At 69.7% G+C, this 22,697-nt stretch carries 22 protein-coding genes and 1 pseudogene; 14 read left to right on the plus strand and 9 right to left on the minus strand.

Annotation, left to right across the window (positions count from 1 at the left end):
* Positions 1-40 precede the first annotated feature (40 nt).
* Together thrS and ACZ7L9_RS19785 are read left to right on the plus strand one after the other, a co-directional pair.
* A complete protein-coding gene (thrS, locus tag ACZ7L9_RS19780) occupies positions 41-1,336 on the plus strand; it encodes a threonine--tRNA ligase (protein WP_471416551.1) in 1,296 nt (431 codons plus the stop codon).
* A 202-nt stretch (positions 1,337-1,538) separates the two neighbouring features.
* On the plus strand, positions 1,539-3,023 hold the full coding sequence (locus ACZ7L9_RS19785) for an alpha/beta hydrolase (RefSeq protein ID WP_471416432.1): 1,485 nt from the start codon (positions 1,539-1,541) through the stop codon (positions 3,021-3,023).
* 58 nt (positions 3,024-3,081) lie between these two features.
* Here the strand turns inward: ACZ7L9_RS19785 and ACZ7L9_RS19790 are convergent, their stop codons facing one another.
* Positions 3,082-3,954, minus strand: a complete 873-nt coding sequence (locus ACZ7L9_RS19790) for an IclR family transcriptional regulator (protein ID WP_471416433.1) — start codon at positions 3,952-3,954, stop codon at positions 3,082-3,084.
* 372 nt (positions 3,955-4,326) lie between these two features.
* Between ACZ7L9_RS19790 and ACZ7L9_RS19795 the strand changes: the two genes are divergently transcribed.
* From ACZ7L9_RS19795 to ACZ7L9_RS19820, 6 genes are all read left to right on the plus strand, one after another.
* Complete coding sequence (locus ACZ7L9_RS19795) at positions 4,327-5,943, plus strand: sensor histidine kinase (protein WP_471416434.1); 1,617 nt, start codon at positions 4,327-4,329, stop codon at positions 5,941-5,943.
* Positions 5,940-6,347, plus strand: a complete 408-nt coding sequence (locus ACZ7L9_RS19800) for a roadblock/LC7 domain-containing protein (RefSeq protein WP_351085931.1) — start codon at positions 5,940-5,942, stop codon at positions 6,345-6,347. Before ACZ7L9_RS19795 ends, ACZ7L9_RS19800 begins: the two co-directional genes overlap by 4 nt.
* Positions 6,344-6,715: a DUF742 domain-containing protein gene (locus tag ACZ7L9_RS19805; RefSeq protein ID WP_471416435.1), complete on the plus strand. Its 372-nt coding sequence runs from the start codon at positions 6,344-6,346 to the stop codon at positions 6,713-6,715. Before ACZ7L9_RS19800 ends, ACZ7L9_RS19805 begins: the two co-directional genes overlap by 4 nt.
* Positions 6,696-7,310 (plus strand): GTP-binding protein, encoded by a 615-nt coding sequence (locus ACZ7L9_RS19810; RefSeq protein ID WP_471416436.1) that lies wholly within the window; start codon positions 6,696-6,698, stop codon positions 7,308-7,310. The genes ACZ7L9_RS19805 and ACZ7L9_RS19810 overlap by 20 nt, the downstream gene beginning before the upstream one ends.
* A gap of 64 nt (positions 7,311-7,374) precedes the next feature.
* A complete protein-coding gene (locus ACZ7L9_RS19815) occupies positions 7,375-8,970 on the plus strand; it encodes a cytochrome P450 (RefSeq protein ID WP_471416437.1) in 1,596 nt (531 codons plus the stop codon).
* 164 nt (positions 8,971-9,134) lie between these two features.
* Positions 9,135-10,481, plus strand: a complete 1,347-nt coding sequence (locus ACZ7L9_RS19820) for a 6-phospho-beta-glucosidase (protein ID WP_471416438.1) — start codon at positions 9,135-9,137, stop codon at positions 10,479-10,481.
* 203 nt (positions 10,482-10,684) lie between these two features.
* Here the strand turns inward: ACZ7L9_RS19820 and ACZ7L9_RS19825 are convergent, their stop codons facing one another.
* Together ACZ7L9_RS19825 and ACZ7L9_RS19830 are read right to left on the minus strand one after the other, a co-directional pair.
* Positions 10,685-11,125, minus strand: a complete 441-nt coding sequence (locus ACZ7L9_RS19825; protein WP_471416439.1) for a hypothetical protein — start codon at positions 11,123-11,125, stop codon at positions 10,685-10,687.
* Positions 11,119-11,577: an ATP-binding protein gene (locus ACZ7L9_RS19830; RefSeq protein ID WP_471416440.1), complete on the minus strand. Its 459-nt coding sequence runs from the start codon at positions 11,575-11,577 to the stop codon at positions 11,119-11,121. Before ACZ7L9_RS19830 ends, ACZ7L9_RS19825 begins: the two co-directional genes overlap by 7 nt.
* A 207-nt stretch (positions 11,578-11,784) precedes the next feature.
* Here ACZ7L9_RS19830 and ACZ7L9_RS19835 point away from each other — a divergent pair, with 207 nt between their 5' ends.
* The 3 genes from ACZ7L9_RS19835 (at position 11,785) to ACZ7L9_RS19845 (ending at position 13,825) form a co-directional block, all read left to right on the plus strand.
* Entirely contained in the window at positions 11,785-12,645 is an 861-nt protein-coding gene (locus ACZ7L9_RS19835) for a helix-turn-helix domain-containing protein (RefSeq protein ID WP_471416441.1), read from the plus strand.
* Positions 12,645-12,881 carry a DUF397 domain-containing protein gene (locus ACZ7L9_RS19840; protein WP_471416442.1) on the plus strand — a complete coding sequence of 79 codons (237 nt, stop codon included), beginning with the start codon at positions 12,645-12,647 and terminating at the stop codon, positions 12,879-12,881. Before ACZ7L9_RS19835 ends, ACZ7L9_RS19840 begins: the two co-directional genes overlap by 1 nt.
* A 134-nt stretch (positions 12,882-13,015) precedes the next feature.
* A complete protein-coding gene (locus tag ACZ7L9_RS19845) occupies positions 13,016-13,825 on the plus strand; it encodes an SAM-dependent methyltransferase (protein ID WP_471416443.1) in 810 nt (269 codons plus the stop codon).
* A gap of 52 nt (positions 13,826-13,877) precedes the next feature.
* Here ACZ7L9_RS19845 and ACZ7L9_RS19850 read toward each other — a convergent pair whose 3' ends face one another.
* Positions 13,878-14,294: a cupin domain-containing protein gene (locus tag ACZ7L9_RS19850; RefSeq protein ID WP_471416444.1), complete on the minus strand. Its 417-nt coding sequence runs from the start codon at positions 14,292-14,294 to the stop codon at positions 13,878-13,880.
* A 53-nt stretch (positions 14,295-14,347) separates the two neighbouring features.
* On the opposite strand from ACZ7L9_RS19850, the gene ACZ7L9_RS19855 reads away from it, so the two are divergent.
* Both ACZ7L9_RS19855 and ACZ7L9_RS19860 read left to right on the plus strand, forming a co-directional pair.
* On the plus strand, positions 14,348-15,313 hold the full coding sequence (locus ACZ7L9_RS19855; protein ID WP_471416445.1) for a GlxA family transcriptional regulator: 966 nt from the start codon (positions 14,348-14,350) through the stop codon (positions 15,311-15,313).
* 30 nt (positions 15,314-15,343) lie between these two features.
* Positions 15,344-15,793, plus strand: a complete 450-nt coding sequence (locus ACZ7L9_RS19860; RefSeq protein WP_471416446.1) for a YchJ family protein — start codon at positions 15,344-15,346, stop codon at positions 15,791-15,793.
* A 24-nt stretch (positions 15,794-15,817) separates the two neighbouring features.
* On the opposite strand, the gene ACZ7L9_RS19865 is transcribed toward ACZ7L9_RS19860, so the two are convergent.
* The 5 genes and pseudogenes from ACZ7L9_RS19865 to ACZ7L9_RS19885 all read right to left on the minus strand — a co-directional run bounded on the left by ACZ7L9_RS19865 (position 15,818) and on the right by ACZ7L9_RS19885 (position 20,803).
* Complete coding sequence (locus tag ACZ7L9_RS19865) at positions 15,818-17,890, minus strand: MDR family MFS transporter (protein ID WP_471416447.1); 2,073 nt, start codon at positions 17,888-17,890, stop codon at positions 15,818-15,820.
* A gap of 59 nt (positions 17,891-17,949) precedes the next feature.
* A complete protein-coding gene (locus ACZ7L9_RS19870; RefSeq protein WP_471416448.1) occupies positions 17,950-18,777 on the minus strand; it encodes an ATP-grasp domain-containing protein in 828 nt (275 codons plus the stop codon).
* 217 nt (positions 18,778-18,994) lie between these two features.
* Positions 18,995-19,111: pseudogene (locus ACZ7L9_RS19875) on the minus strand (SCP2 sterol-binding domain-containing protein); the annotation flags it as partial.
* A gap of 17 nt (positions 19,112-19,128) precedes the next feature.
* On the minus strand, positions 19,129-19,392 hold the full coding sequence (locus ACZ7L9_RS19880; protein ID WP_471416449.1) for a hypothetical protein: 264 nt from the start codon (positions 19,390-19,392) through the stop codon (positions 19,129-19,131).
* A 202-nt stretch (positions 19,393-19,594) separates the two neighbouring features.
* Positions 19,595-20,803 carry a PucR-like N-terminal domain-containing protein gene (locus tag ACZ7L9_RS19885; protein ID WP_471416450.1) on the minus strand — a complete coding sequence of 403 codons (1,209 nt, stop codon included), beginning with the start codon at positions 20,801-20,803 and terminating at the stop codon, positions 19,595-19,597.
* Positions 20,804-21,672: 869 nt separating this feature from the next.
* Between ACZ7L9_RS19885 and ACZ7L9_RS19890 the strand changes: the two genes are divergently transcribed.
* The gene (locus ACZ7L9_RS19890; protein ID WP_471416451.1) at positions 21,673-22,605 is read left to right on the plus strand and encodes a hypothetical protein; all 933 of its coding nucleotides are present in this window, start codon (positions 21,673-21,675) and stop codon (positions 22,603-22,605) included.
* The last annotated feature ends 92 nt before the right edge of the window (positions 22,606-22,697 follow it).

Below are 22,697 nucleotides of genomic sequence, written 5' to 3' on the forward strand. Positions count from 1 at the left end.
CATGACGACGACGCCGGAGAGTGTCCCGGCGCGCTGACAGCTGTTCAGTCCGAAGCCCCGGGGCGAGTGCCCCGGGGCTTCGCCTTGCGGCCACCCGCCCGACGACCGCGAGGAGACCGCCATGCACGACCACCGCAAGCTCGGCCGCGAGCTGGACCTGTTCGACACCGACCCGCTGATCGGAGCGGGGCTGCCGTACTGGCTGCCCGACGGCGCAGTCGTACGCCACACCCTGGAGGAGTACATCCGCACCGCCGAACGGCGGGCGGGCTACCGGCACGTGTACTCACCGGTGCTCGGCAAGCGGGAGCTGTACGAGATCTCCGGGCACTGGTCGCACTACAGCGACGACATGTTCCCGCCGATGGACGTGGGCGGGGAACAGGTCGTGCTCCGGCCCAGTCTGTGTCCGCACCACGCGCTCATCTACCGCTCCCGATCCCACAGCTACCGCGAACTTCCTTTGCGAATGGCCGAGTTGGGCGGCATGTACCGCTCCGAACTCTCCGGGGTGCTCGGCGGACTGACCCGCGTGAGGGCCATCCAGCTGAACGACGCACATATCTTCTGCACCCTGGACCAGGCCGCCGAGGAGGCACGGGCCGCGCTGGAACTGATCCGCGGGGCGTACGGAGCGCTGGGCATCAGCCCGGCCCGCTACCGGCTCTCCCTCCCGGGACCCGGCGGGAAGTATGTCGCCGCCCCCGAGCTGTGGCAGCGGTCCACCGCTCTGCTGACCGATGTCCTCGACCGCTCCGGACTGCCCTACGAGGCGGCCGAGGGAGAAGCCGCGTTCTACGGCCCCAAGATCGATGTCCAGGTCGTCGACGGCGCCGGCCGGGAGTTCACCCTCTCCACCATCCAGGTCGACTTCCACCAGCCGGCCCGGTTCGACCTGCACTACATCGGTGCGGACGGCGCGAAACACCGGCCGGTCATGATTCACCGCAGCGTCATCGGTAGCGTGGAGCGCGCAGTCGCCCACCTCATCGAGGAACACGGCGGTGCCTTCCCCGCCTGGCTCGCCCCCACCCAGCTGGCGATCCTCCCGGTCTCCGAAACCGAACTGCCGGACGCCGAGGCGTTCGCCCGGCGCTGCACCGGCCTCGGACTGCGGGCCGAGATCGCCGGACCGGAACGCGGCACCCTGGGCGCCCGCATCCGGGAAGCCCGGCTGGTGCCCTACCAAGCCGTCATCGGTGCCAGGGAAGCCGCCGACGACCATGTCGCCCTGCGTCTGCGCGACGGACGCCGGCACGATCCGCGGCCCGCCGACGAGGTCCTCGCCCGCATCGCCGCCCTCATCGACACCCACAGCACCGACCTCTGGAACTAGTGGCGCGACCGGCAAGGTTTGCCCCGACCCGACCCTGACCGTTCTTTGCCCTGCGCCCCGATCGCCCCTGAGCGGTCCCTGACCCGACCCGGAAGAGCCCCTGACAGGGGCACCACATGGGCGACAGTGCGCCTAACGTGACGACGGTGCCCCGGCCGGGTCCGCACGTCTGACGCAACCGTTCTCTTCACAAGGAGGATCCATGCCGTTCAGGGGCAGATCCGCACTGCGGCTCATCGCCGCGCGGGGCACGGCCATGGCCGTGGGAGCAGCCATGGCCGTCATCACCGGCCTCGCCGCCGCTCCCGCGGTCCACGCGTCGCCGTCTGCCACCGCGGCTCTTCGGTGGGCACCGTGTGACGACCCGGCAAAGCCGGGAGCCGAGTGCGCCACTCTTTCGGTGCCGGTCGACTGGGCCCACCCGGACGGGCCGAGACTCGATCTGGCCGTGGCCCGCCGCACGGCCACCGACCCCGGCGCACGCGTCGGCTCGATGGTGTTCGGCCCCGGCGGGCCGGGCGACTCGGGTGTGGAGATGGTGGTGCGCCGTATCAGCCGGTTCAGCCCCGAGGTCCGCCGCAGGTTCGACATCGTCAGCTTCGACCCGCGCGGCGTGGGCGGCAGCAACCCGGTGACCTGCTCCGGCGACCTGTTTGCCGAGCGGCCGTCACCGGAGCTGAAGAGCCAGGCGGACTTCGACGCCACCATGGCGTACAACAGGCGGCTCCGTGCCGACTGCCGGGCCCGTACCGGCCCAGTGTTCGACCACCTGGACACCGCCCAGACGGTCCGGGACCTGGACGCCCTCCGGGCCGCCCTCGGCGAGCGGAAACTGACCTTCCACGGCAGCTCGTACGGCACGCTGCTCGGTGCGCAGTACGCCGAGACCTACCCGCGCCGCGTGCGCGCGATTGTCCTGGAGAGTGTCATGGACCACAGCGTCCCGACCACCCGTGACTTCCTGCAGTCCGAGGCGGCCACGGCAGAGGATTCATTCCAGGAGTTCGTGAAGTGGTGCGACGGTACCGCGGCCTGCGCGTTGCACGGCCGCGACGTCCGCGCCGTCTGGCAGGGCTTGTTGGCCCAGGCCGGGCGCGGCGAGCTGGAAGACCCGACGAAGCCGGGCACCTCGCTGTCGTCTTCGGATCTGGTCAACAAGATCGCGTTCCGGAAATTCTACGAGGCCGACTACGCGGGCCTGGCCACGGTGATCGCGGAGATGGACGCGAGCAAGCCGCTGCCCGCGTCGCCCACCTCGATAGCGCCGCTGCATCCGGCCACCCCGGTCTTCTGCTCGGACTGGCACCTGCCAGTGCGCGGCTACCAGGAGTACGCCTCGCTCGTCGCCATGATGAACATGACCGCGCCTGACCTGCCTTACCTGCTGCCGATCCAAATGGCAGCGGCCTGTCTGGGCGCGCCGACCGCCAACCCGCAGCACCGCCTGGACGCACACGGCGCCCCGCCGATCGTGGTGTCCAACGCGCTGCACGACCCCGCCACCGGCTACCCGTGGGCGGTCTCGGTGGCCCGGCAGCTCGGCCGTAGCGGCGTGCTCCTCACCTACGAGGGCCAGGGGCACGGCAGCGTCACCAACGGCCCGTGTATGGAGGACGCCGTGGACAACTACCTCACCGACCTGGCAGTCCCACCACGGGGCACCAGCTGCCCCGCCGTGCCGTCCTGACAGCTTGCCGATCCGGATCCGCCGGATCCGCGTTCGTCTGCCGGTCGGTCGACCCCGCTCACGGCCGGGGACGGTCGCCGCGGACATGACCAGGCCGGCATCGGGCCGCGCCGAACAGTGCGGCGGACCGGCGCAGTTCGTCGACCAGGCGGGCGAGTGCCGCGTCGTCGCCGCGGTCGGCGGGTGCCGAGGCCATCAGGGCGAGCCGGTCCCGGCGGCTCCTTGCGGCCAGGGGAACGGCCACGGCGTTCAGGCCCGGGACCGACTCCCCGCGGCTGAGGGCGTATCCGCAGGAGCGGATCGCGTCGAGCTCCGCGAACAGCGCGGACCGTGAGGTGAGGGTGTTCGGCGTGACCTCGGGCAGTTCCTCCTGCGGATAGAGGGCGTGGAGCTCTTCCGCCGCCATCCGGGAGAGCAGCATTTTGCCGCCGGCGGTGGCGTGGGCGGGGTGCGTACGGCCCCTCTCCGGCATCACCCGGACCGGGTGCGGCGACTCGCGGCCGTCGGTGACAATGATCCGGTCGCCGATGAGCGCCGCGCTCTGCACGGTCTCGCCGGTGCGCCGTACCGCGTCGTCCAGTACGACCTCGAGCTGTTCGCGGACGGCCACGCCGAAGCCCGCCGGACGGCCGAGCCGTGCCAGCTCCGGACCTGCCGAGTAGCCCCGCCCGGAGGATTCCCGGACCGCGAAGCCGCGTCCTTCCAGGGTGCTGAGGACCCGGTGGGCGGTGGACCGGCTGATGGAGAGCAGCCCGGCCGCCTCGGAGACGGTCAGCGTGTCATGGGTCAGGAACAGCTGCATCAGCCGGAGTCCGGTGTCCAGTGACTCGATGGTGTAGCCGCGCGCCGGCCCCGTGCTGCTCGCATCCTCCGTACCGCCTGCGCCGGCCGTCACTGTGGCGACCTTGCCGTACATCCGTCCCTCGGACATCAATGTGCTCCTTTCGATCCGCTTCGATCGCATGTGCGCGCGTCCCTCACCGTGGGACGGCTGTCATGACGTCCGGAGCAATTCCCCGAGCGGCCGCGAAAGCGTCCCGCACCGGGGGACGACAGGCGCTCCGGATCACGGATCACCCTTGATCGTCACTCCCTGCGCACGCTTGGAGACGGTATGTGTGAAAACTCGTGAGTGTATTACCGCGGGAGGGCTCGCGCAGACGGTTGGGTGAATGTGCCGAAGCCCTGATTCGATCTGACTAAGCTCACGCGCAGCGAAGTCGAGTTGAGGCGAATTCGAGCGCTTGCTCCCGAGTGTCCGGCAAGCGCGTTTACCTCCCGAATCAACCGCCAGAGGTTCTAGATGGTTCGTGTTGAATCACCGCCGGTCGAACGAGAAACCCCGGTCGTCCGCGCCATGTTGCTGCCCGTGCTTCTGATGGGCGGCGCAACCGCCGCCGCCGTGGTGCTGGTTTCCGGGGCCGTGCGGATACCAGTCGTCTGGTGCGGCGCGCTCGCCACCGTCGTGGTCACGGCACTCACCGTTCAACTCGCCCGCCGGGCACGCGATATGCGCGCCCAGCGCGCGGCGTACGAACGGCGCTTCGCCGACCTGGAACGGCGCATCGCCACCCACGACGACGAGACCGTGCGGATCAGCAAGGAACTCCTGCCGGCCGCAATCCACCGGCTGCGGGTGGGTAATTCACCCGAAGAGGTGCTCCGGGACGTCGTCGACGCGGACGACGCGTACCGCGACCTGCCCGACGCCCAACGCACCCTCGTCTACACGGTGCTGAAGATCATCGACAACGAAGAGGCGCTGCGCGACTCCGCGCAGCGCGCCTTCGTCAACGTCGCACGGCGCGTCCAGGCCATCGTCCACCGCCAGGCGAGTGAACTGCGGGAGATGGAGGAGCACCACGGGCGCAACCCGGACGTCTTCGACGACCTGCTCCGCATCGACCACGGCACCGCGCTGATCGGCCGTCTCGCCGACTCCATCGCGGTACTCGGCGGCGCCCGCCCCAGCCGCCAGTGGCCCAAGCCCGTACCGCTGTTCAGCGTGCTGCGCGGCGCCATGTCGCGGATTCTGGAGTACCCGCGGATCGATCTGCACTCGATCGCCAAGGTCGCCATCATCGGCACGGCCGTCGAGCCGCTCATCCACGCCTGTGCCGAACTCCTCGACAACGCCACGCGCTACTCGCCGCCGCAGACCCGGGTGCACGTCACCGCCGTCGAGGTGCAGACCGGCATCGCCATCGAGATCGAGGACGGCGGCGTCTCGCTCAGCGAGGAGGCACGGTCACGGGCCGAGAACATGCTCGCCCGGGCCCAGGCCGGCTCCAACATGAACGACCTCGGCGAGTCCCCGCGGCTCGGCATGGCCGTCGTCGGACGGCTCGCGCGGATGTACGACCTCCAGGTCTCGCTGCGGCAGTCCGCGTACGGCGGTGTCCGCGCCGTGCTCATCGTGCCCCGCGCGATGATCACCACCGGCCCCGCCCCCGGTATCGCCCACGGCATCGGCGCCACGTCGAGGCCCACCAGCGACATCGACCAGGAGGCGATGAAGCACGTCGTGCCGCCCCGCCGCAAGCCGCGCCCCGTGGCCCAGCGCCCAGCCACCGGACCCGTCGCACCCGCCGCACCCGTCGCCCGACCGGTGCTCCCCGCGGCTGCCATGGAGGACGACGTCCCCGTGGTGACCGAGTGGACCGCCGGGGGGCTCCCGCAACGCCGCAGCCGCGGCCGCGCCCCCCTCGGCTCGCACAACCTCCCCGCACAGGCGGTCGACCCCACCGCAGGACAGCGCAGGGGCCACGCCAACAGCCGCGGCCAGGGGAACGACAGCGGGAAGGAACAGCCCCCCGGACTCTGGCTGGAGGCCTTCACCAACGCCGTCAACGGCGTGCCGCAGGAACCGAAGACCGACGAAGACTCTGACGATGCCTGGGACAAGGGAGACCTGAAGTGATCCAGCAGCGGGGAAATATGGACTGGATGCTCAAGGAGCTGGCCGACGACGTGCCGGACATCCACCAGATCGTGGTGCTCTCCGCCGACGGCCTGCGCATCGCCCGGCACGGCGGCGATCCCGATGTCGCCGACCGCCTCGCGGCGGCCTGCGCGGGACTGCAGAGCCTGGCCGCCGCCGTCGCCTCCGAAATCCCTTACAGCGACGGTCTGATGCGCCTGGTCGTCATCGAAGTCACCGGCGGCTTCTTCTACTTGATGGCAGCCGGAACGGGCGCGTACCTCGCCGTCCTGGCCGGTGAGACGGTCGACGCGGGGCTCGTCGGATCACGGATGCGCGACATGGTCGTCAGGATCGGCGCCCACCTGACGAGCCCTCCGCGCCATGACGGGCAGACCGGATGAATGCTCCTCGACGAGAATGCCGAGAGGCCGTTCCGGCACTGAGCGACCCGGAACGGCTGTACGTGATCACGGGCGATCCCGACGGCAGCGAGCGGGCGCCGCTCGACCTGGTCACGATGGTCGTCGCGAAGGGCCGGCCGACGCCGACGGTCCAGCCTGAGCAGGCCGTGATCCTGCGGCTCTGTCAGGCGCCACTATCCGTGGCCGAGACCTCGGCGTACCTCGGTCTGCCCTTCAGCGTGGTGACATCGCTCCTCACGGAACTCCTCGCGGCCGACCTCATCGAATCGCGCGCGCCCATCGTCCGCGCCACTCTCCCGGACAGGTCCCTTCTCGAAGCGGTGATGCATGGACTTCAGAAGCTCTGACACGATCACCGGCCCCCGGCGCGAGGACGTCCTTCCCACCACGGCGACCGCCGCGGTGAAGGTCGTGATCGTCGGCGGGTTCGGGGTCGGCAAGACGACCATGGTCGGATCGGTCAGCGAGATCCGGCCGCTGACCACCGAAGAGACCATGACCCAGGCCGGCGTCGGCGTGGACGACAACTTCGGGGTGGAGAGCAAGACCGCCACCACCGTCGCCATGGACTTCGGCCGGATCTCCATCAGTGAGGAACTGATCCTCTATCTGTTCGGCACCCCGGGCCAGGAACGGTTCTGGTTCCTGTGGAACGGCCTGTTCGAAGGCGCCCTCGGCGCGGTGGTCCTCATCGACACCCGCCGCCTCGAAGCCAGCTTCGACGTCATCGGGCGACTGGAGGAGCGCGGCGTCCCGTTCGTCGTCGCCGTCAACACCTTCCCCGACGCCCCGAAACACCCGATCGAGGCGCTGCGCAGCGCCCTCGATCTTCCCGAAGACGTTCCGGTGATCGACTGCGACGCCCGGCTGCGCGCCTCCAGCCGCGACGTACTGATGACGCTGATGCGCTATCTGCACAGTCTGGCCCTCCCGCTCGCCTGACCGCAGTACACACCCCCGCGCGTCCCACCGTCCGGTACTTGGAATCCTGATCCCTGGAGCGATCGTGACAACCCCATTCCACTACGAGCCCGGAGCGGCCCGGGGGCCGGTTCCGCCCCCGGAGTGCCCGGCCCACGGCCTCGGTATCGGCCCCGGCGGGCTACGCCGGATCTACGGCCCGGAGGCCGAGCGCGACCCCCACGGGCTGTACGACAAGCTGCGCGCCGAACACGGCAGCGTGGCCCCCGTCCTGCTGCACGGGGACGTGCCCGCCTGGCTGGTCCTCGGCCACAGCGAGAACCTGCACATGACGCGGACCCCGTCGCAGTTCTCCCGCGACTCGCGGCGGTGGCGGGCTCTGCAGGACGGCACCGTCGCCCCCGACCACCCGCTCGCCCCGATCTTCACCTGGCAGCCGGTCTGTGTCTTCGCCGACGGTGCAACCCACGAGCGCCAACGCGGCGCGGTCACCGACAGCATGGGCCGCATCGACACCCGTGGGGTGCGCCGCCACGTCAACCGTTACACCAACCGGCTCGTCAACGACTTCTGCCAGGAAGGCCGCGTCGACCTGGTCAGCCAGTTCGCCGAGCGGCTGCCGATGCTGGTGATGTGCGCGATCCTCGGGATGCCCGAGGAGTACAACGACCGGATGGTCCAGGCCGCCCGCGACATGACCCGGGGCACGGCGACCTCCGTCGCGAGCAACGCCTACGTCCTCGACGCGCTGACCCGGCTCGTCCGACGCCGCCGGCGCGAACCCGCGGACGACTTCGCCACCTGGCTCGTCGAGCATCCGGTGGGGATGACCGACCAGGAGGTCAGCGAGCATCTGCGACTGGTTTTCATCGCCTCGTACGAGGCGACCGCCAATCTGATCGCCAGCGTCCTGCGGATGGTGCTCACCGACCCCCGCTTCCGGGCCCGGCTCAGCGGCGGTCATATGACGGTGCCCGAAGCGGTCGAGCAGACGCTGTGGGACGAACCGCCGTTCACCGCGGTCTTCGGCCGCTGGGCGGTCGGCGACACCGAACTGGGCGGTCAGCAGATCAAGGCGGGCGACGCCCTGATCGTCGGCATCGCACCGGCCAACACCGATCCCGTCGTACGGCCCGATCTCAACGCCGACATGGAGGGCAACCGCGCCCACCTCGCGTTCAGCGGCGGCCCCCACGAATGTCCCGGGCAGGACATCGGACGCGCCATCGCCGACGTCGGCGTCGACGCCCTGCTGATGCGCCTGCCCGATCTCGAACTCGCCGTCGACGAGAGCGAGCTGAGCTGGATCGGGAACTTCATGGGCCGGCATCTGGTGGAGCTTCCGGCGGACTTCGCCGCGCGTGCGCCGCAGGACGACAAGGAACCACCGTCCATGGGGAGGCCGAACCCGCAGCGCCAGGACTGGGAGGTCCGGCCGACGGTCCGGCACACCGCCCCCACGCCCGGCCGCACCCCCGCTCCGGCCCCGGCCACTGCCCCTGCCGCCTCGGGCACAGGAGTGGGCGCGACACCTGCGGCGACGGCTGCCGACGAGCCCGGAGGCGCTCCTGCCGGGGAGTCCGCCGGACAGTCCGTCGCCGGGCGGATTCCGAAGCAGCGGGGCGAGAGCGCACCGGCGCGGCTGTGGCGCGCCGTTTCGCGCTGGTGGAGTGGCGACTGACCCCCATCCGTCCGCCATGACGGAGACGAGACCGATCACCGGCCCGGTGGCCGCGGACCCGCGGGTTCCCGGCCACCGGGCCGGGAACCGTACGCGCCGGGTGAGAGCCGCCGTCCGGAGTCGCTCGGGCCCCGTCAGTGCCCGGCCCCGTACGATGCGGAAGCGTGAAGCTGACAATTCTGGGCGGCGGCGGATTCCGGGTTCCACTCGTGTACGGGGCACTGCTCGCCGATCACGCCGAGGGCCGCGTCACCGCGGTCACCCTCTACGACACCGACGCCGACCGGCTCACCGCCGTGGCCCGGGTGCTCGCCGACCAGGCCGCGACCGTCCCGGACGCCCCCGCCGTCAACGCCACCACCGAGCTGGACGAGGCACTGCGCGGCGCCGACTTCGTCTTCTCGGCGATCCGCGTCGGCGGTCTCGAAGGCCGTGCAGCCGACGAGCGGGTCGCCCTCGACGAAGGCGTACTCGGCCAGGAGACGGTCGGCGCCGGCGGTATCGCGTACGGGCTGCGCACCGTGCCCGTCGCCGTCGACCTCGCGCAGCGCGTCGCGCGGCTCGCCCCGAACGCCTGGGTCATCAACTTCACCAACCCGGCGGGCCTGGTCACCGAGGCCATGTCCCGCTACCTGGGCGACCGGGTCATCGGCATCTGCGACTCCCCGGTGGGCCTCGGCCGCCGGATCGCCCGGGTGCTGGGCGCCGACCCCGACCGGGCCCGGATCGACTACATCGGCCTCAACCATCTGGGCTGGGTCCGCGCACTGCGTGTCGACGGCCGCGACGAACTCCCGCGCCTGCTGGCGGACCCGGAACTGCTCGGCTCCTTCGAGGAAGGCCGGCTCTTCGGAGTCGACTGGCTGCGGTCGCTCGGCGCCATCCCCAACGAGTACCTCCACTACTACTACTTCAACCGGGAGGCCGTACGCGCCTACCAGGAGGCGGAGCAGACCCGCGGCGCCTTCCTCCGCGAGCAGCAGGAGGGCTTCTACGCCCGGATGAAGGACCCGGCCGTTCCCGCGCTGCAGGCCTGGGACCGCACCCGAGCCGAACGTGAAGCCACCTACATGTCGGAGAACCGGGAGGTCGCCGGGGTCGGCGAGCGGGACGAGAGCGATCTGGAGTCCGGCGGCTACGAGCAGGTGGCGCTCGCCCTCATGCGGGCCGTCGCCCGCAACGAACGGACCTCGCTCATCCTCAACGTCCGCAACCGCACGACGCTTTCCGTGCTCGACGCGGACGCCGTCATCGAGGTGCCGTGCCTGGTCGACGCGAACGGCGCCCATCCCCTCGCCGTCGACCCGCTTCCGTACCATGCCGTCGGTCTGGTCACCGCGGTCAAGGCGGTCGAACGCGCGGTGCTGGACGCGGCGGAGAGCGGATCGCGCTCCGCCGCCGTGAAGGCCTTCGCACTGCACCCGCTGGTCGACTCGGTGACCGTGGCCGGACGCCTTGTCGACGGGTACACCAAGGTCCATCCCCAACTCGCCTATCTGAATCGCCCGTAGCGGCCCTGGGCCCAGCAACGTCGCGGCACGGGTGCGAGCAGCGCACGGACCCGGTCCATCGCCGATCGTCGATCCCTCGCCCAGTACGCGTGGCGCGGCCCCGCGAGGGTCTCCGGCCTGGGATCGCTCCGTCGGCCGCCGTTGACCAGCGCCCCGCGTGCCGTGTTGATGAACACCGCCGCGCCGGGAGCGGACCGGCCGTGTCAGGGGGCGGAGATGGCGCGGGCGTCGCCGGACGGTGCCCACGACGGCGTCACACCGGTGACCTGGCAGACCATCAGGAAGAGCGGGATCGGCGGGGTGTACGGCGTGCGGTTGTCGGGCTGGTGGATCAGCCGGGGCCGCACCGCCGGAACGAATGCCCCCTTCGCGTAGGCGGCCTGCCGGGGCCAGTCCAGATCGAGGTCGGAACCCGCGGGCACGATCCACCACCAGCGTTCGGCGTCCGCGAACACGCAGCCGGTGCGCGGCAGATGAGACATCAGCCGGAAGCCGTACCGCGCAGGAACCCCCACGGCGTCGCAGCCCAGGCTCGCCGACAGCGCGGGCGGCAGCGGCAACTGCACCGTGCCCGGGTCGAGGGCGCGCCGGGTCTCGTGGGAGCGCCGCGCCCCGAGGAGATGAGACATCGCGTTCTTCAGCATGACTGCTCCGTGCCGTGCGGTAGTTCTGCCCAGACGATGCGTCCCGAGCCGTTGCCCGCGCCACGGGACCCCCAGGAACTGCTCATCGCGTCGACGAGCAGCAGGCCGCGTCCGTGCTCGTCATCGGCGGTGCGGCACAGCTGTGGCCCGTCGGGCTGGTGTCCTTGGTCCTGTACGGCTATCCGCAGCCGTCCGTCCAGGCAGCGCAGTTCGCACACGACGCGCGCGCTCATCGTGTGCACCACCGCGTTGGTGAACAGCTCCGAGACGATCAGGACCGCCGCCTCGTGCGCGTCCTCGTCCAGCCGCCACTCGTCGAGTCTGGCCCGCGTCAGGCGCCGTGCACCGGCCACCGACTCCGGGTGCGCAGGCAGCGCGAAGCAGTACCGGAGCGCCTCCGCGCCGGGCCTGAGGTCCATGAGCCGGGGGATGAGCGCACTGCCAGGTGCCACAACCGTTTCCTCACAGTGGGGGCTGCGTCACGCTCCGCCATCCCATGCGAATAGGGGCGGACGTGACTACGTGAACTGGTTCACTCACCAACTCTCCCCCTGTCGAGAACACTTGGCAAGGGGCACTCTGAAAATTTCAGAGTGGTTGTGTCGTGGATGGCCCTCGCATGGCACACTGCTGCCAAACAGCGCATCGGGAGGTCTGAAGTGAGCGAACCGCGGTCCGCCCCGACCGTGGGTCAGGTCGTTCTCGGCAAGCGCCTGCAGGATCTGCGGGAGCGCGTCGGCCTGAGCCGTGACCAGGCTGCCAAGGTGCTGCGTGTCGCACCTGCGACGATACGCAGGATGGAGACCGCCGAGGTCGCTCTCAAGATCCCCTATGTCCAGCTGCTGCTGAAGGCGTACGGGATCGCCGACGACGAGGCCGACGCCTTCGTGGAGCTCGCCGAGGAGGCCAATAGACCCGGCTGGTGGCAGCGCTACCACGATGTGCTGCCCGACTGGTTCAGCATGTACGTCAGCCTGGAGGGCGCCGCGAGCCTCCTGCGCATGTATGAGCCGCACTTCGTCCCCGGACTGCTGCAGACCGAGGACTACGCACGCTCGGTGATGCGCACCGGAGCCGTCGGCCAGACCAGGCCCGAGGACATCGAACGCCACGTGGCGCTGCGGATGCAGCGTCAGTCCCTGCTGGCCGGCCCGGACGCCCCGAGACTGTGGGTGGTGATGGACGAGACGGTGCTGCGCCGTCCCGTCGGCAGCGCCGACACCATGCGCGGACAGATCGACCGGCTTCTCGAAGCGACCGAAATGCCCCATGTGACGCTGCAGATCGCCGAATTCTCCACCGGCCACCACCCCGGCACCTACGGCCCCTTCGTGCTCTTCCGCTTCGGCATCCCCGAACTCCCCGACATGGTCTACAGCGAGTACCTGACCGGAGCCGTCTACTTCGACGCGCGCCCCGAGGTGGCCTCCTACCTCGAAGTCATGGACCGCATGGCGGCTCAGGCCGCAACTGCACAACGCACGAAGGAAATCCTCCGGGACTTCCGCAAGGAGCTGTGATGGATCCCATATACAACGGCATGCCTGCCGCCGAACTCGGCTCCGAGGGCTGGTCCAAGCCGTGGAGCGGTGGGAACGGAGGCAATTGCGTCGAAGCCATGAAGCTGTCCGACGGCAGGGTCGCCGTACGCCAGTCCGCCGATCCCGACGGCCCCGCCCTGATCTACTCCCCGCGTGAGATCGCCGCGTTCATCCAGGGCGCCAAGTCCGGCCAGGCGGACTTCCTTCTGACCTGATCCAGCTGCCCATCGGCCGAATCAGCAGCCCTCCGACCCGAATCGACGGTCTTCTCGCCCAAATCCGCACCGCCGGAGCCCGTCCCGCCCCACACTTTTGTTGTTCGCCGGCCTATGAACCCATGGAGCGCGCTATGACCGGGCAAGACCCTCAAGCCATCGAGATCGACACCAGCAAGCCGCATCCCGCCCGGATGTACGACTGGTTCCTCGGCGGCAAGGACAACTACCCGGTCGACGAACAGATGGCCCGGCAACTGCTGGCTCTCGACGCCAGGGGACGCGACATGGCCCGGGTCAACCGGGCCTTCATGCACCGGGCCACCCGGTGGCTGGCGGAGAAGGGCATCCGCCAGTTCCTCGACATCGGCACCGGCATACCCACCGAACCGAACCTTCACCAGATCGCCCAGCGGACCGCCCCGGACTCCCGCATCGTGTACTGCGACAACGACCCGATCGTCCTCGCCCACGCCGCGGCCCTGCTGCGCTCCACCCCGCAGGGCGCCACCGAGTACATCCAGGCCGATGCCCGCAAGCCGGAGATCATCCTGGAGCAGGCCGGCGAAGTCCTCGACTTCGACAAGCCGATCGCGCTGTCGCTGCTGGCCCTGCTGCACTTCGTGGACGACGAGGACGGCGCGGCCGAACTCGTCGACCGCCTGGTGGAGCGGCTCTCCTCCGGCAGCTATCTGGTGCTCTCGCACACCACGGGGGACTTCGACCTGGAGAGTGCGGCGAAGGCGTCCGCCCTGTACAAGGCCCGCGGGATGACGCTGCGCCTCCGTTCCCATGCCGAATTCACCACGTTCTTCGACGGACTCGAACTCGTCGAGCCGGGTGTCTCGCTCTCCGCGGACTGGCACCCGGAACTCGGCGAGCCCGTGGACGTCGCCGGCGACGAGCCGATCCCGGGCTACGCGGGCGTGGCCCGCAAGGCCTGACCGCCCGGCCACGCCCCGTCACAGGGTCAACCCCGTTGGTTCAACGGTGCGTTCAGCTCACCAGGGCGTGGCCGGTCGTCACATCCACGTGCTCGGGGACCTCGTCGTGCCGGTCGCCCACCGACGGCGTACCGGACGGCTCGAAGAACAGCACCGAGGCACCGCCGACGGCCGACGGCTTGTGCCACGTCCCGCGCGGCACGACGAACACGGCGCCGGTATGGAGGGTGACGGTACGTTCCCCGTCCGTCTCGCGCAGCCGGATGTCCAGCGTACCGTCGAGCACCAGAAAGAACTCGTCGGTGTCCTCGTGGACGTGCCACACATGCTCGCCGCGGACTTTCGAGATCCGCACGTCGTAGTCGTTGACGCGGGTCACGATCCGTGGGCTCCACAGTGCCTCGAACGTCTTCAGCGCATCGCTGAGCAGGATCGGGTCGGGCGCGGTCTTCGTCGTGTCATCGCTCATGATCCCCATCCTCGGCCTTGGCTCCCACCCTCCGTGAGTGCTAGGAATCGCATATGGCGCAAGAATCCTCGCACCGGGTCGCAATGATCGTCTCCGCCGGCTCCAACCCCTTCGAAATGGGCGTGGCCACCGAACTCTTCGGGCTGCGCCGGCCCGAGCTGCCCATGCCCTGGTACGCGTTCGGGCTCTGCGCCGGGGCCTCGACCGTGCGCATGCACCAAGGGTTCTTCGAGCTCTCCGGTGTCGCCGGCCTGGACGCCGTCGACCGGGCCGACACCGTCATCGTGCCGAACCGCCCAGACTCGGAGACCGAACCCGATCCGGCCGTCCTCGACGCGATCAGGCGCGCGGACGCCCGGGGAGCGAGGCTGGTCAGCTTCTGTACGGGTACGTTCACGCTGGCCGCCGCCGGTGTGCTGGACGGGCGGCGGGTCACCACCCACTGGCGCTGGGCCGACGCCTTCACCGCCCGCCATCCGCGGGTGCACCTCGACCCCGATGTGCTGTTCGTCGCAGACGGCCGGGTGGTCACCGCCGCCGGCAGCGCCGCAGCCCTGGATGCCGGGCTCCACATCATCCGCTCCGACCACGGCGCGGAGATCGCGGCCGCCGTGAGCCGCCGCCTCGTCTTCGCGGCGCACCGCGACGGCGGCCAGCGCCAGTTCGTCGAGCACCCCCTGCCTGACGTCGCCGACACCTCGCTCGGCCCGCTCCTCACGTGGGCCGAGGAACGACTCGGCACGGATCTCACCGTGACCGGTCTCGCCGGCCGCGCCGCCGTCAGCCCGGCCACCCTGCACCGCCGCTTCCGCGCCCAGCTCGGCACGACCCCGCTCGGCTGGCTGACCGAACGCCGGATCACCCTCGCCTGCCGGCTGATGGAACGCGGCGAGAGCCGCCTCGACGTGGTCGCCCGCGCCAGCGGACTGGGTACGGCGACGAATCTGCGGACCCAGCTCCGCCGCCGCACCGGACTGACCCCCAGCCAGTACCGGCGCCGCTTCACCCCGCCCGGCTGAGCCGACCGGACCGCGGGTGACAATGAACGCATGTCACGACGCACCACACGACCGAGGCGCTCAGCCGGCGCCGGAGCGCGGCCTTCCACGATCACCGCGGAATCGCCGTGCCCGTGCGGCCTGCCCGCCGCCTACGCGGACTGCTGCGGCCGCCTGCACGCCGGGACCCTCGCCGCGCCGACCTGCGAGGCGCTGATGCGCTCCCGGTACGCCGCGTTCGCCGTCCGGAACGAGGCGTATCTGCTCCGCACCTGGCACCCCGACACCCGGCCGCCCGCCGTCGACTTCGATCCCGGGACGCGGTGGGTGCGCCTGGAGATCCTGGAGAAGACCGACGGCAGCGCGTTCCACACCACGGGCACGGTCACCTTCCGCGCGCACTGCACGGAGAACGGGCGGCCCGAATCGCTCCACGAGAAGAGCCGCTTCGTCCGGTACGAGGGCGCGTGGGTGTACGCGACCGCGGTCTTCGCCGACTGACCGCGCCGCGCGGTGGCACCCGATTCACACGCCTGCCACCCGCGACTTCTCCGGCGCGAGCTCCTGCGCCAGGTCCTCCGCCAGGAGCTGCTTGGCGATCCGGTCCACCGCCGCCCGCAGCTGCCGGTCGTCGGGGCGGGCCCCGTGCTCGTCCAGCCGTTCATTGAGCCACCGTGCCCACGCGTCGTTGATCGCCGCGGCCTCCCGGCTCCCGGCGGCCGTATGCGTGAACAGATGACCGTCGCCGGTGAGATATCCCTCCTCGATCATCCGGTCGAAGACCGGTACCAGCACCTCCGGCGGGATCCGGTGCCGCGCCGCGATGAGGCCGAGACCCGCATGGCCCACCATGCGGGTGAACAGCTCCACCTGCATCACCGCCCAGGCCCCCGCCATGTCCAGCCGGGTGTCCGAGTCCGCGACGATCCGCCGGGCCGTATCGGGACCCGCTCCGTGCAGGATCTTGGCCACGGCGAATTCCAGGACCTTGGCCGAGTCACCGGCACCGGGCTGGGCGAAGCCCTCGCCCATGTCCGTCGATCCGACCCGTGCCGTGTCCCGCAGCTTCACCTGCTTCAGGAAGAGGGCCACGACGAACCCCAGGATCGCGACCGGCACCGTCCACAGGAACACGGTGTGCAGCGTGTCGGCGTACGCCCGGGCCAGCGGCGCCGACTGCGCGGCGGGCAGACCGTGCAGGCCCGCCGGGCTCTGCGCGGCCCTCGCCAGCACCGCGGGGTCGCCACCCGCCCGCGTCGCCGCGGCGATGCCGTCGGACAGGTTCGGCTTCAGCGCGCTGGCGTAGATCGTGCCGAAGACCGCGGTGCCGAAGGAACTTCCGAGCGTACGGAAGAACGTCACACCCGAGGTCGCCGTACCGAGATCCGCGTAGTCGACCGTGTTCTGCACGGCGATCGTCAGCACCTGCATGGCCAGACCGATGCCGACACCGAGCACCAGCATGTAGAGGGATTCCAGCCACACCCCGCTGTCCGGACCCATCCGGGAGAGCAGGAACAGCCCCACCGCCATGATCAGCGAGCCCACGATGGGGAACATCCGGTACTGGCCCGTCTTGGAGACCACATTGCCGCTGAAGACCGAGGCGACCAGCAGCCCGACGACCATCGGCAGCGTCCGCACCCCCGACAGGGTCGCCGAATCCCCGTCCACGAACTGCAGATACGTCGGCAGGAAGATCATCGCGCCGAGCATCGCGAAGCCCACGATGAAGCTCAGGATCGAGCAGACGGTGAACACCGGGTTCCGGAACAGCCGCATCGGCAGCATGGGCTCCTCCGCCCGGAACTCCACCAGGCAGAAGAGGGCCAGTGCCACGGCGCCGCCCGCGAAGAGACCGAGGATGACGGGCAACCCCCATGCGTACTCGTTGCCGCCCCAGCTGGTCGCCAGGATCAGGGCGCTCGCGCCGACCGTGACCATCGCGATGCCCAGGTAGTCGATCACCGGCCGTCCGGCGGCCTTCACCGACGGGATCGTCCGGGCGGCGGCGATGACCACCACGATCGCGATCGGCACATTGACGTAGAACGCCCAGCGCCAGCTCAGATGGTCGGTGAAGAGCCCGCCGAGCAACGGCCCGATCACCGTCGACACCCCGAAGACCGCGCCGATCGCACCCTGGTACTTGCCGCGCTCGCGCAACGGGATCACATCGGCGATCAACGCCATCGAGGTGACCATCAGCCCGCCCGCGCCGATGCCCTGCAGTCCGCGCCAGACGATCAGCAGCGTCATGTTGGTCGCGAAGCCGCACAGGAACGAGCCGGTGATGAAGATGATCGCCGACAGCTGGAAGATGACCTTCCGGCCGAACAGGTCGCCGAACTTGCCGACCAGGACCGTCGCCACCGTCTCGGCCAGCAGATACGCGGTGACCACCCACGACATATGGGCCGCACCGCCGAGGTCCGAGACGATCGTCGGCAGTGCGGTGCCGACGATCGTCTGGTCCAGGGCGGCCAGCAGAATCCCCAGCACGATCGTCGCGAAGACGATGTTCCGGCGGCGCGGATCGAGCACGGGCGGCGCGGCGGCACTCTGCGCGGCGGGGGCGGTCTCGCTGGCAGTAGTCACGCTTGCACCCTCACACCGGCCCCCCGCTGCCGCATGCGGGGGGACCGCCGGACGGGGCGTCAGGCCAGCAGATCCCGCACGGACGCCTTCATACGGGTCACGAACGCCTCCCGTACCGGCTCCGCCACCCGGTCCAGCGAGAGATACGGATTGAGGTCCTCCAGCTCCACGAGCAGTAGTTCGCCCTGAGCCGTCCGGCAGGCGTCGACCCGTTGGATGCCGTGGTCGAGGCTGTTCCATTCCACGAACTTCCGGGCGAACTCCAGATCCGCCGCGCTCGGCGCGTACGGCTCCAGCGCCCACCGCGCGTCCGGGTGCGGTGCGTACAGCGCGTACTGGAAATCGCGGTCGACGAAGTAGAAGGACACCTCGTGGCGGAAGTCGATCCGGGGCTGGACGAGCAGCGTGCCGTCGGCACCCTCCGGCAGTGCGGCCTCCCGTACGAATCGCAGTCCGACCGAGTCCGCCCCCAGCTTCGGCTTGACCACATACTCCGGGGCCCCGGGCAGCAGCCCCAGGTCCGCGGCCCGGTCCACCGTGGGGATCACCGGAAATCCGGCCCGGCTCAGATCGACCAGATACTGCTTGCCCGCCATGTCGCCGCGGCCGTGCAGCGGGTTGTAGACCCGTGCGCCGAGCTGTCGCGCCCGCGCGCGGAAGGCGTCGTACGCCTCCTGGTAGTGCAGCACCGGACCGCTGTTGCGTACGACGACCGCGTCGAAACCGTCGAGCAGTGCGGCGGCGTCCCGGGGGTGACAGAGCGCGACATCGAACTCCTCGCGCAGCCGCGACGTCAGATGGATGTCCTCGTCGCAGTAGCGACGCCCGCGAGCCTGGTAGGCGAGGTCGGTGACGTAGAGGACGGACGGGCGCGGGCCGGCGGGCATGGTGTTCTCCCAGGGGGTGCGTAGGTGGACGTCCGGTCAATAACCTTGGCGGCGTTGCCCGTTCACGACCCTGGAGCGTCATGACGTCTGCCCCGCACGAGTCGGCCGCGTCGCAAGCGTCGCCACTGCCCGACATTCTCTCGCCCGCCTTCGCGGCCGATCCCTACGGGGCGTACCGGATCACGCGCGAGAGCGCCCCGGTCGCCGGCTGACCCACCTCGCTGTCGCGGGTGATCTTCCAGCGGATCAGGGCCCTCAGCTGCCCCGCCGCCACCGGGCGGAACTGCTGCTTCATCCGGCCGAAGACCTCGCGGAGGACGCGGGAGCGCAGTTCAAGGTCGGTGTGGGGAGTCACCAGGAACTGCCGGGGCGCACCGCCAGCCGGGAGTGGTGGGCGGAGAGGACCTTGTTGGCGCGCGCCAGCTCGGAGAGCGCCTGCTCGCGGTCGGCCTGGTCCTCGATGCCGAGCCGCGGGCCGCGGAAGCTGCGGACCTCGCGCGCGGCGCACTCGGCGTCGAACTCCGCCTGCAGGATGTGCGGCGGGATGCAGGACCCGATCAGTGCGGCGACCCGGTCGGGGATCGGCACGGGGACGAGGAGGTGGGACGCGGTCATGGGGAGGGTTCCCTCTCGGATGGTTGGCCAGGAGGTGGGACGTCGGTACGGCCGCCGGGTGGGCGGCCGACTCCTCCATGTGTACGGGACGCAGTTCCGGGTTTCTCGTCGAGAACGTCTCCGTGTGGCAACCGTTTGGGAGTGACCGGGTATTTTCCCTTACCCGTAGGTAAGTTGACCCGTCGTGACGCACGTGCTGCGGCTACGCGTCGGTGCCGCGCCCACGCAGCTGGAGTGCCCGTAGTACGGCCTCGGTCGAGAACCGGCTTTCGGGATCGACGAGTTGCTCACCGAAGATGGTCTCCAGATTGCGCATCCGGTAGCGGACGGTCTGAGGATGCACATCGAGCAGCTCTCCCATATGGGCTGCGGTCCCTCTGGTTTCGAGCCAGACGCGGAGCGTTTCGATCAGCCGCTCGCGCCGATTGGCGCTGATCCCCGCGATCGGGGCCAGTTCGCGCCGCGCGAGTTGATCGAGGAGGGCCGGGTCGGAGAGGAGCCACAGGGTGATGAGGTGGTCCTCGCACAGAACGAGCGACGCGTCCGTGATGATCCCGGCGTCGATGAGTTCGAGGACCTGGCGGGCCCAGCGGATCGAATCCGAGGCGAGCGCTGTGGGGACGGTCAGTCCGATGGCGGCCCGGGTGCCGAGAAGAGCGCGCTCGAGCATCTGTCTTCGCGCGTCGTCGAGCGGCCCCGGAATGAGTAAGTGGGGCTGGGGATCACTGAGATCGACCAGGACATCGCGGTCCAGACCGGCCCGGTCCAGGCCGGCCGGCGCTCGGGCGGCGACCAGGGTCACCTGCTCCGGCAGCGCCCAGCCGGTCTGCTCGCAGAGCTCGGCGATGGCGGTACGGGGCACCGGCCGCCCGGCGAGAACCAGATGCAGCAGACGCCGGCGCAAGGCCTCGCTCTGCTCGCCGGACTGCGACTGCACCTCGAGGAAACCCTCACGGGACAGTGATTCCAGCTCGTCGATGTAGGCGAACAGCGCGTCGGCGAAGCTGAGCATCAGGGTGGGCGAGAAGCTGTAGCTCCGGCCGACCTTCTTGGCCCGGCGCAGCGCCACCCGGGCGCCGAGCCGGTAGGCGCCCTGCAGCGTTTCCATGGTGCGGCCCTCATAGGCCTCGAACCGTCCGAAACGACGGCACATGTCGTCGCGAAGCGTGGTGGAGGTGGAGGGCTCAGCAACCAGATCGACGAACGACGCGAGGCTTTGTTCCACGCCGACGCGAATGGCCTGACCATTCGGCCCGTTGAGCAGACGCGCGTATTCCGGATAGGCCCGGGTGACCTCGACGCCGATTTCCTTGATGAGGCTCGGCAGTTCGGGCCGCATGATTGCGGCGAATTCCTGCGGGAGCGGGCCCAGCGGGTCTCCGGTGTCCGACGGCTGTATAAGTCCTGGCATGACTGTCCCCTTGCTCTCCGGCGCCCGGTGGGGGTGAGGCGGTGGGGGGTGGAAAGCGCTCCCATCAACCGGCAGGTGCGTACCAAGTTCGCGATGAAGATAGACCAAGTCAGCTGCTCTGCCCACCACTTGTACAAGATCGAAGTGCAGGGGGCACACATCTCGGCCGCAGTGTGGACTTCGGTGCAGGTGGGCGGCAGTGCTCACTTTCGGACAATGTATTTCGGCCGCTTGTTTCTCGACGACAAAAGGTCGGCGCCGGCGAACGCGCGTCGGCGGGCGGCCAGAGAGGTGGTCGATGGCGTCCGCCGTGTTCACGCCGTCCTGGGGCGAACTCCCCGGTTGTGCGGTCGCGCCCGCGCGAGGACCGTATGCGGCCGACCTGCGTGCGTGGCCGGGTCGTCGCGGCGCCGAGTGGAGCGTTCCCCACGACTGGGCGCCGCCGCCGGTCGGGCTTCCCTCTGCGGGAGGGTGTCCCGCACCCCGCGAGCATGCCCTCCGTGCCTCTGAATGCGCATCCGTTGACAAGCCCTCGGTATCCGTCTGCTCATTTCTGGATCAAAAACCGGGTATCGCAAAAGATCTTAACCAGCAGGATTGTGTCTCGGTGTTTCTCGCAAGTAACATCACGGCTCGGCTAATTAAGGCATGCAATTCGCCGGTAAATCACTGTCGGTCTTCCGGCTCCGGATCCACCGGCGACGTACTACCGAAACCGGATCATCAGCGTTCAACCGACGCAGCTGTGCCGCAGGAAATTCCGCACACAACGCATGCAGTCACTCTTGGCGCCCGATGCCGCCTGCGTTGAAACCGGCCAACTCCATGCATGACGCAGCCCAACGGGGCGGAAGTCAAGAGGGGACGACATGAGAATCGCTTCGACCGGAGCGCGCGTGGGGCTGCTGTCAGCCTGTACCGCGTTCGTCGCCGTGCTCTCCACCGGAACAGCCACCGCGGCCACTCAACTGAACGGGCACTGGGCTCCGTTCAACCGGTGCCCGGTGGATGTGCCCGCCATGCTGGCGGCCGATGGCGCGACGAACATCGCGACCTGCATCTCCTCGCATTCGGCCGGCGGGTCGATCAAGCTCGGCAATACGCAGGTGCCGACCGGCAACACCGACCTCCAGCTCGGAGTGATCCAGCACAGCGACGGCACCACGTCGCTGGTCGCTCCCTCGGAGGGTGCGCTCGTCGCCGACTCCGCGGACCTGCCGGGTGGTCTGCTCGGTCTCATGTGCCCGAGCGGTATCCCCGTCGTCTCGGGAATCTGTAACCAGATCACCAACAGCACTCTCAACAAGGTGACCGCCACGATCGAGCCGGCCGGTGCCCCGAGAGACTTCAATATGGCCGCGAGCTTCGGCACCGGCCAGCCGATCCTGTCGATTCCGGTCCGCATCCACCTGCGGAACCCGTTCCTCGGAGACAAGTGCTACATCGGGACCACGTCGAACCCGATCGTGCTGAAGCCGCAGAACACGACGGCCCCCTCCCTCTCGCTCCAGCAGTTCGCCGGCGACGGGACGCCCAGTGATGCGGGTGAGATGGGGCGCTACACCTTCGACGGCGCCGACCAGGGTGATTCCAGCTACGCCGTTCCGGGGGCCGGCGGTTGTGGCGCCGGCCTGCTGGACTGGGCGGTCAACCTGAAGACCAGCCTGCCTTCGGCGGCGGGCAGGAACAACGTCGTGCTGAACAACACCGCGACGTACTTCGCGAGCCCGTACGACCCGGCGTCCCTGGCACCGGACGAGGGCAAGGCGCTCTCGCGGTACTGGCACTCCGCCGCACGGTAGAGCCAGGATTCCTCAGCCTCGGCAGGCGCCGCGCTCGTACTTGATGCGTCCGAAAGATTTCCGGCAAAGCAGTGACCCGCTCGCCACATCGG

This window comes from Streptomyces sp. NPDC111516, from assembly GCF_055635345.1.

Coding starts and splice junctions, on each gene's coding strand:
- ACZ7L9_RS19850 (WP_471416444.1), bottom strand. CDS start 14,294: ATGAGCGATGACACGACGAAGACCGCGCCCGACCCGATCCTGCTCAGC.
- ACZ7L9_RS19890 (WP_471416451.1), top strand. CDS start 21,673: ATGAGAATCGCTTCGACCGGAGCGCGCGTGGGGCTGCTGTCAGCCTGT.
- ACZ7L9_RS19840 (WP_471416442.1), top strand. CDS start 12,645: ATGGATCCCATATACAACGGCATGCCTGCCGCCGAACTCGGCTCCGAG.
- ACZ7L9_RS19810 (WP_471416436.1), top strand. CDS start 6,696: ATGGACTTCAGAAGCTCTGACACGATCACCGGCCCCCGGCGCGAGGAC.
- ACZ7L9_RS19870 (WP_471416448.1), bottom strand. CDS start 18,777: ATGCCCGCCGGCCCGCGCCCGTCCGTCCTCTACGTCACCGACCTCGCC.
- ACZ7L9_RS19855 (WP_471416445.1), top strand. CDS start 14,348: ATGGCGCAAGAATCCTCGCACCGGGTCGCAATGATCGTCTCCGCCGGC.
- ACZ7L9_RS19825 (WP_471416439.1), bottom strand. CDS start 11,125: ATGCTGAAGAACGCGATGTCTCATCTCCTCGGGGCGCGGCGCTCCCAC.
- ACZ7L9_RS19805 (WP_471416435.1), top strand. CDS start 6,344: ATGAATGCTCCTCGACGAGAATGCCGAGAGGCCGTTCCGGCACTGAGC.
- ACZ7L9_RS19880 (WP_471416449.1), bottom strand. CDS start 19,392: ATGACCGCGTCCCACCTCCTCGTCCCCGTGCCGATCCCCGACCGGGTC.
- ACZ7L9_RS19785 (WP_471416432.1), top strand. CDS start 1,539: ATGCCGTTCAGGGGCAGATCCGCACTGCGGCTCATCGCCGCGCGGGGC.
- ACZ7L9_RS19885 (WP_471416450.1), bottom strand. CDS start 20,803: ATGCCAGGACTTATACAGCCGTCGGACACCGGAGACCCGCTGGGCCCG.
- ACZ7L9_RS19845 (WP_471416443.1), top strand. CDS start 13,016: ATGACCGGGCAAGACCCTCAAGCCATCGAGATCGACACCAGCAAGCCG.
- ACZ7L9_RS19860 (WP_471416446.1), top strand. CDS start 15,344: ATGTCACGACGCACCACACGACCGAGGCGCTCAGCCGGCGCCGGAGCG.
- ACZ7L9_RS19790 (WP_471416433.1), bottom strand. CDS start 3,954: ATGTCCGAGGGACGGATGTACGGCAAGGTCGCCACAGTGACGGCCGGC.
- ACZ7L9_RS19795 (WP_471416434.1), top strand. CDS start 4,327: ATGGTTCGTGTTGAATCACCGCCGGTCGAACGAGAAACCCCGGTCGTC.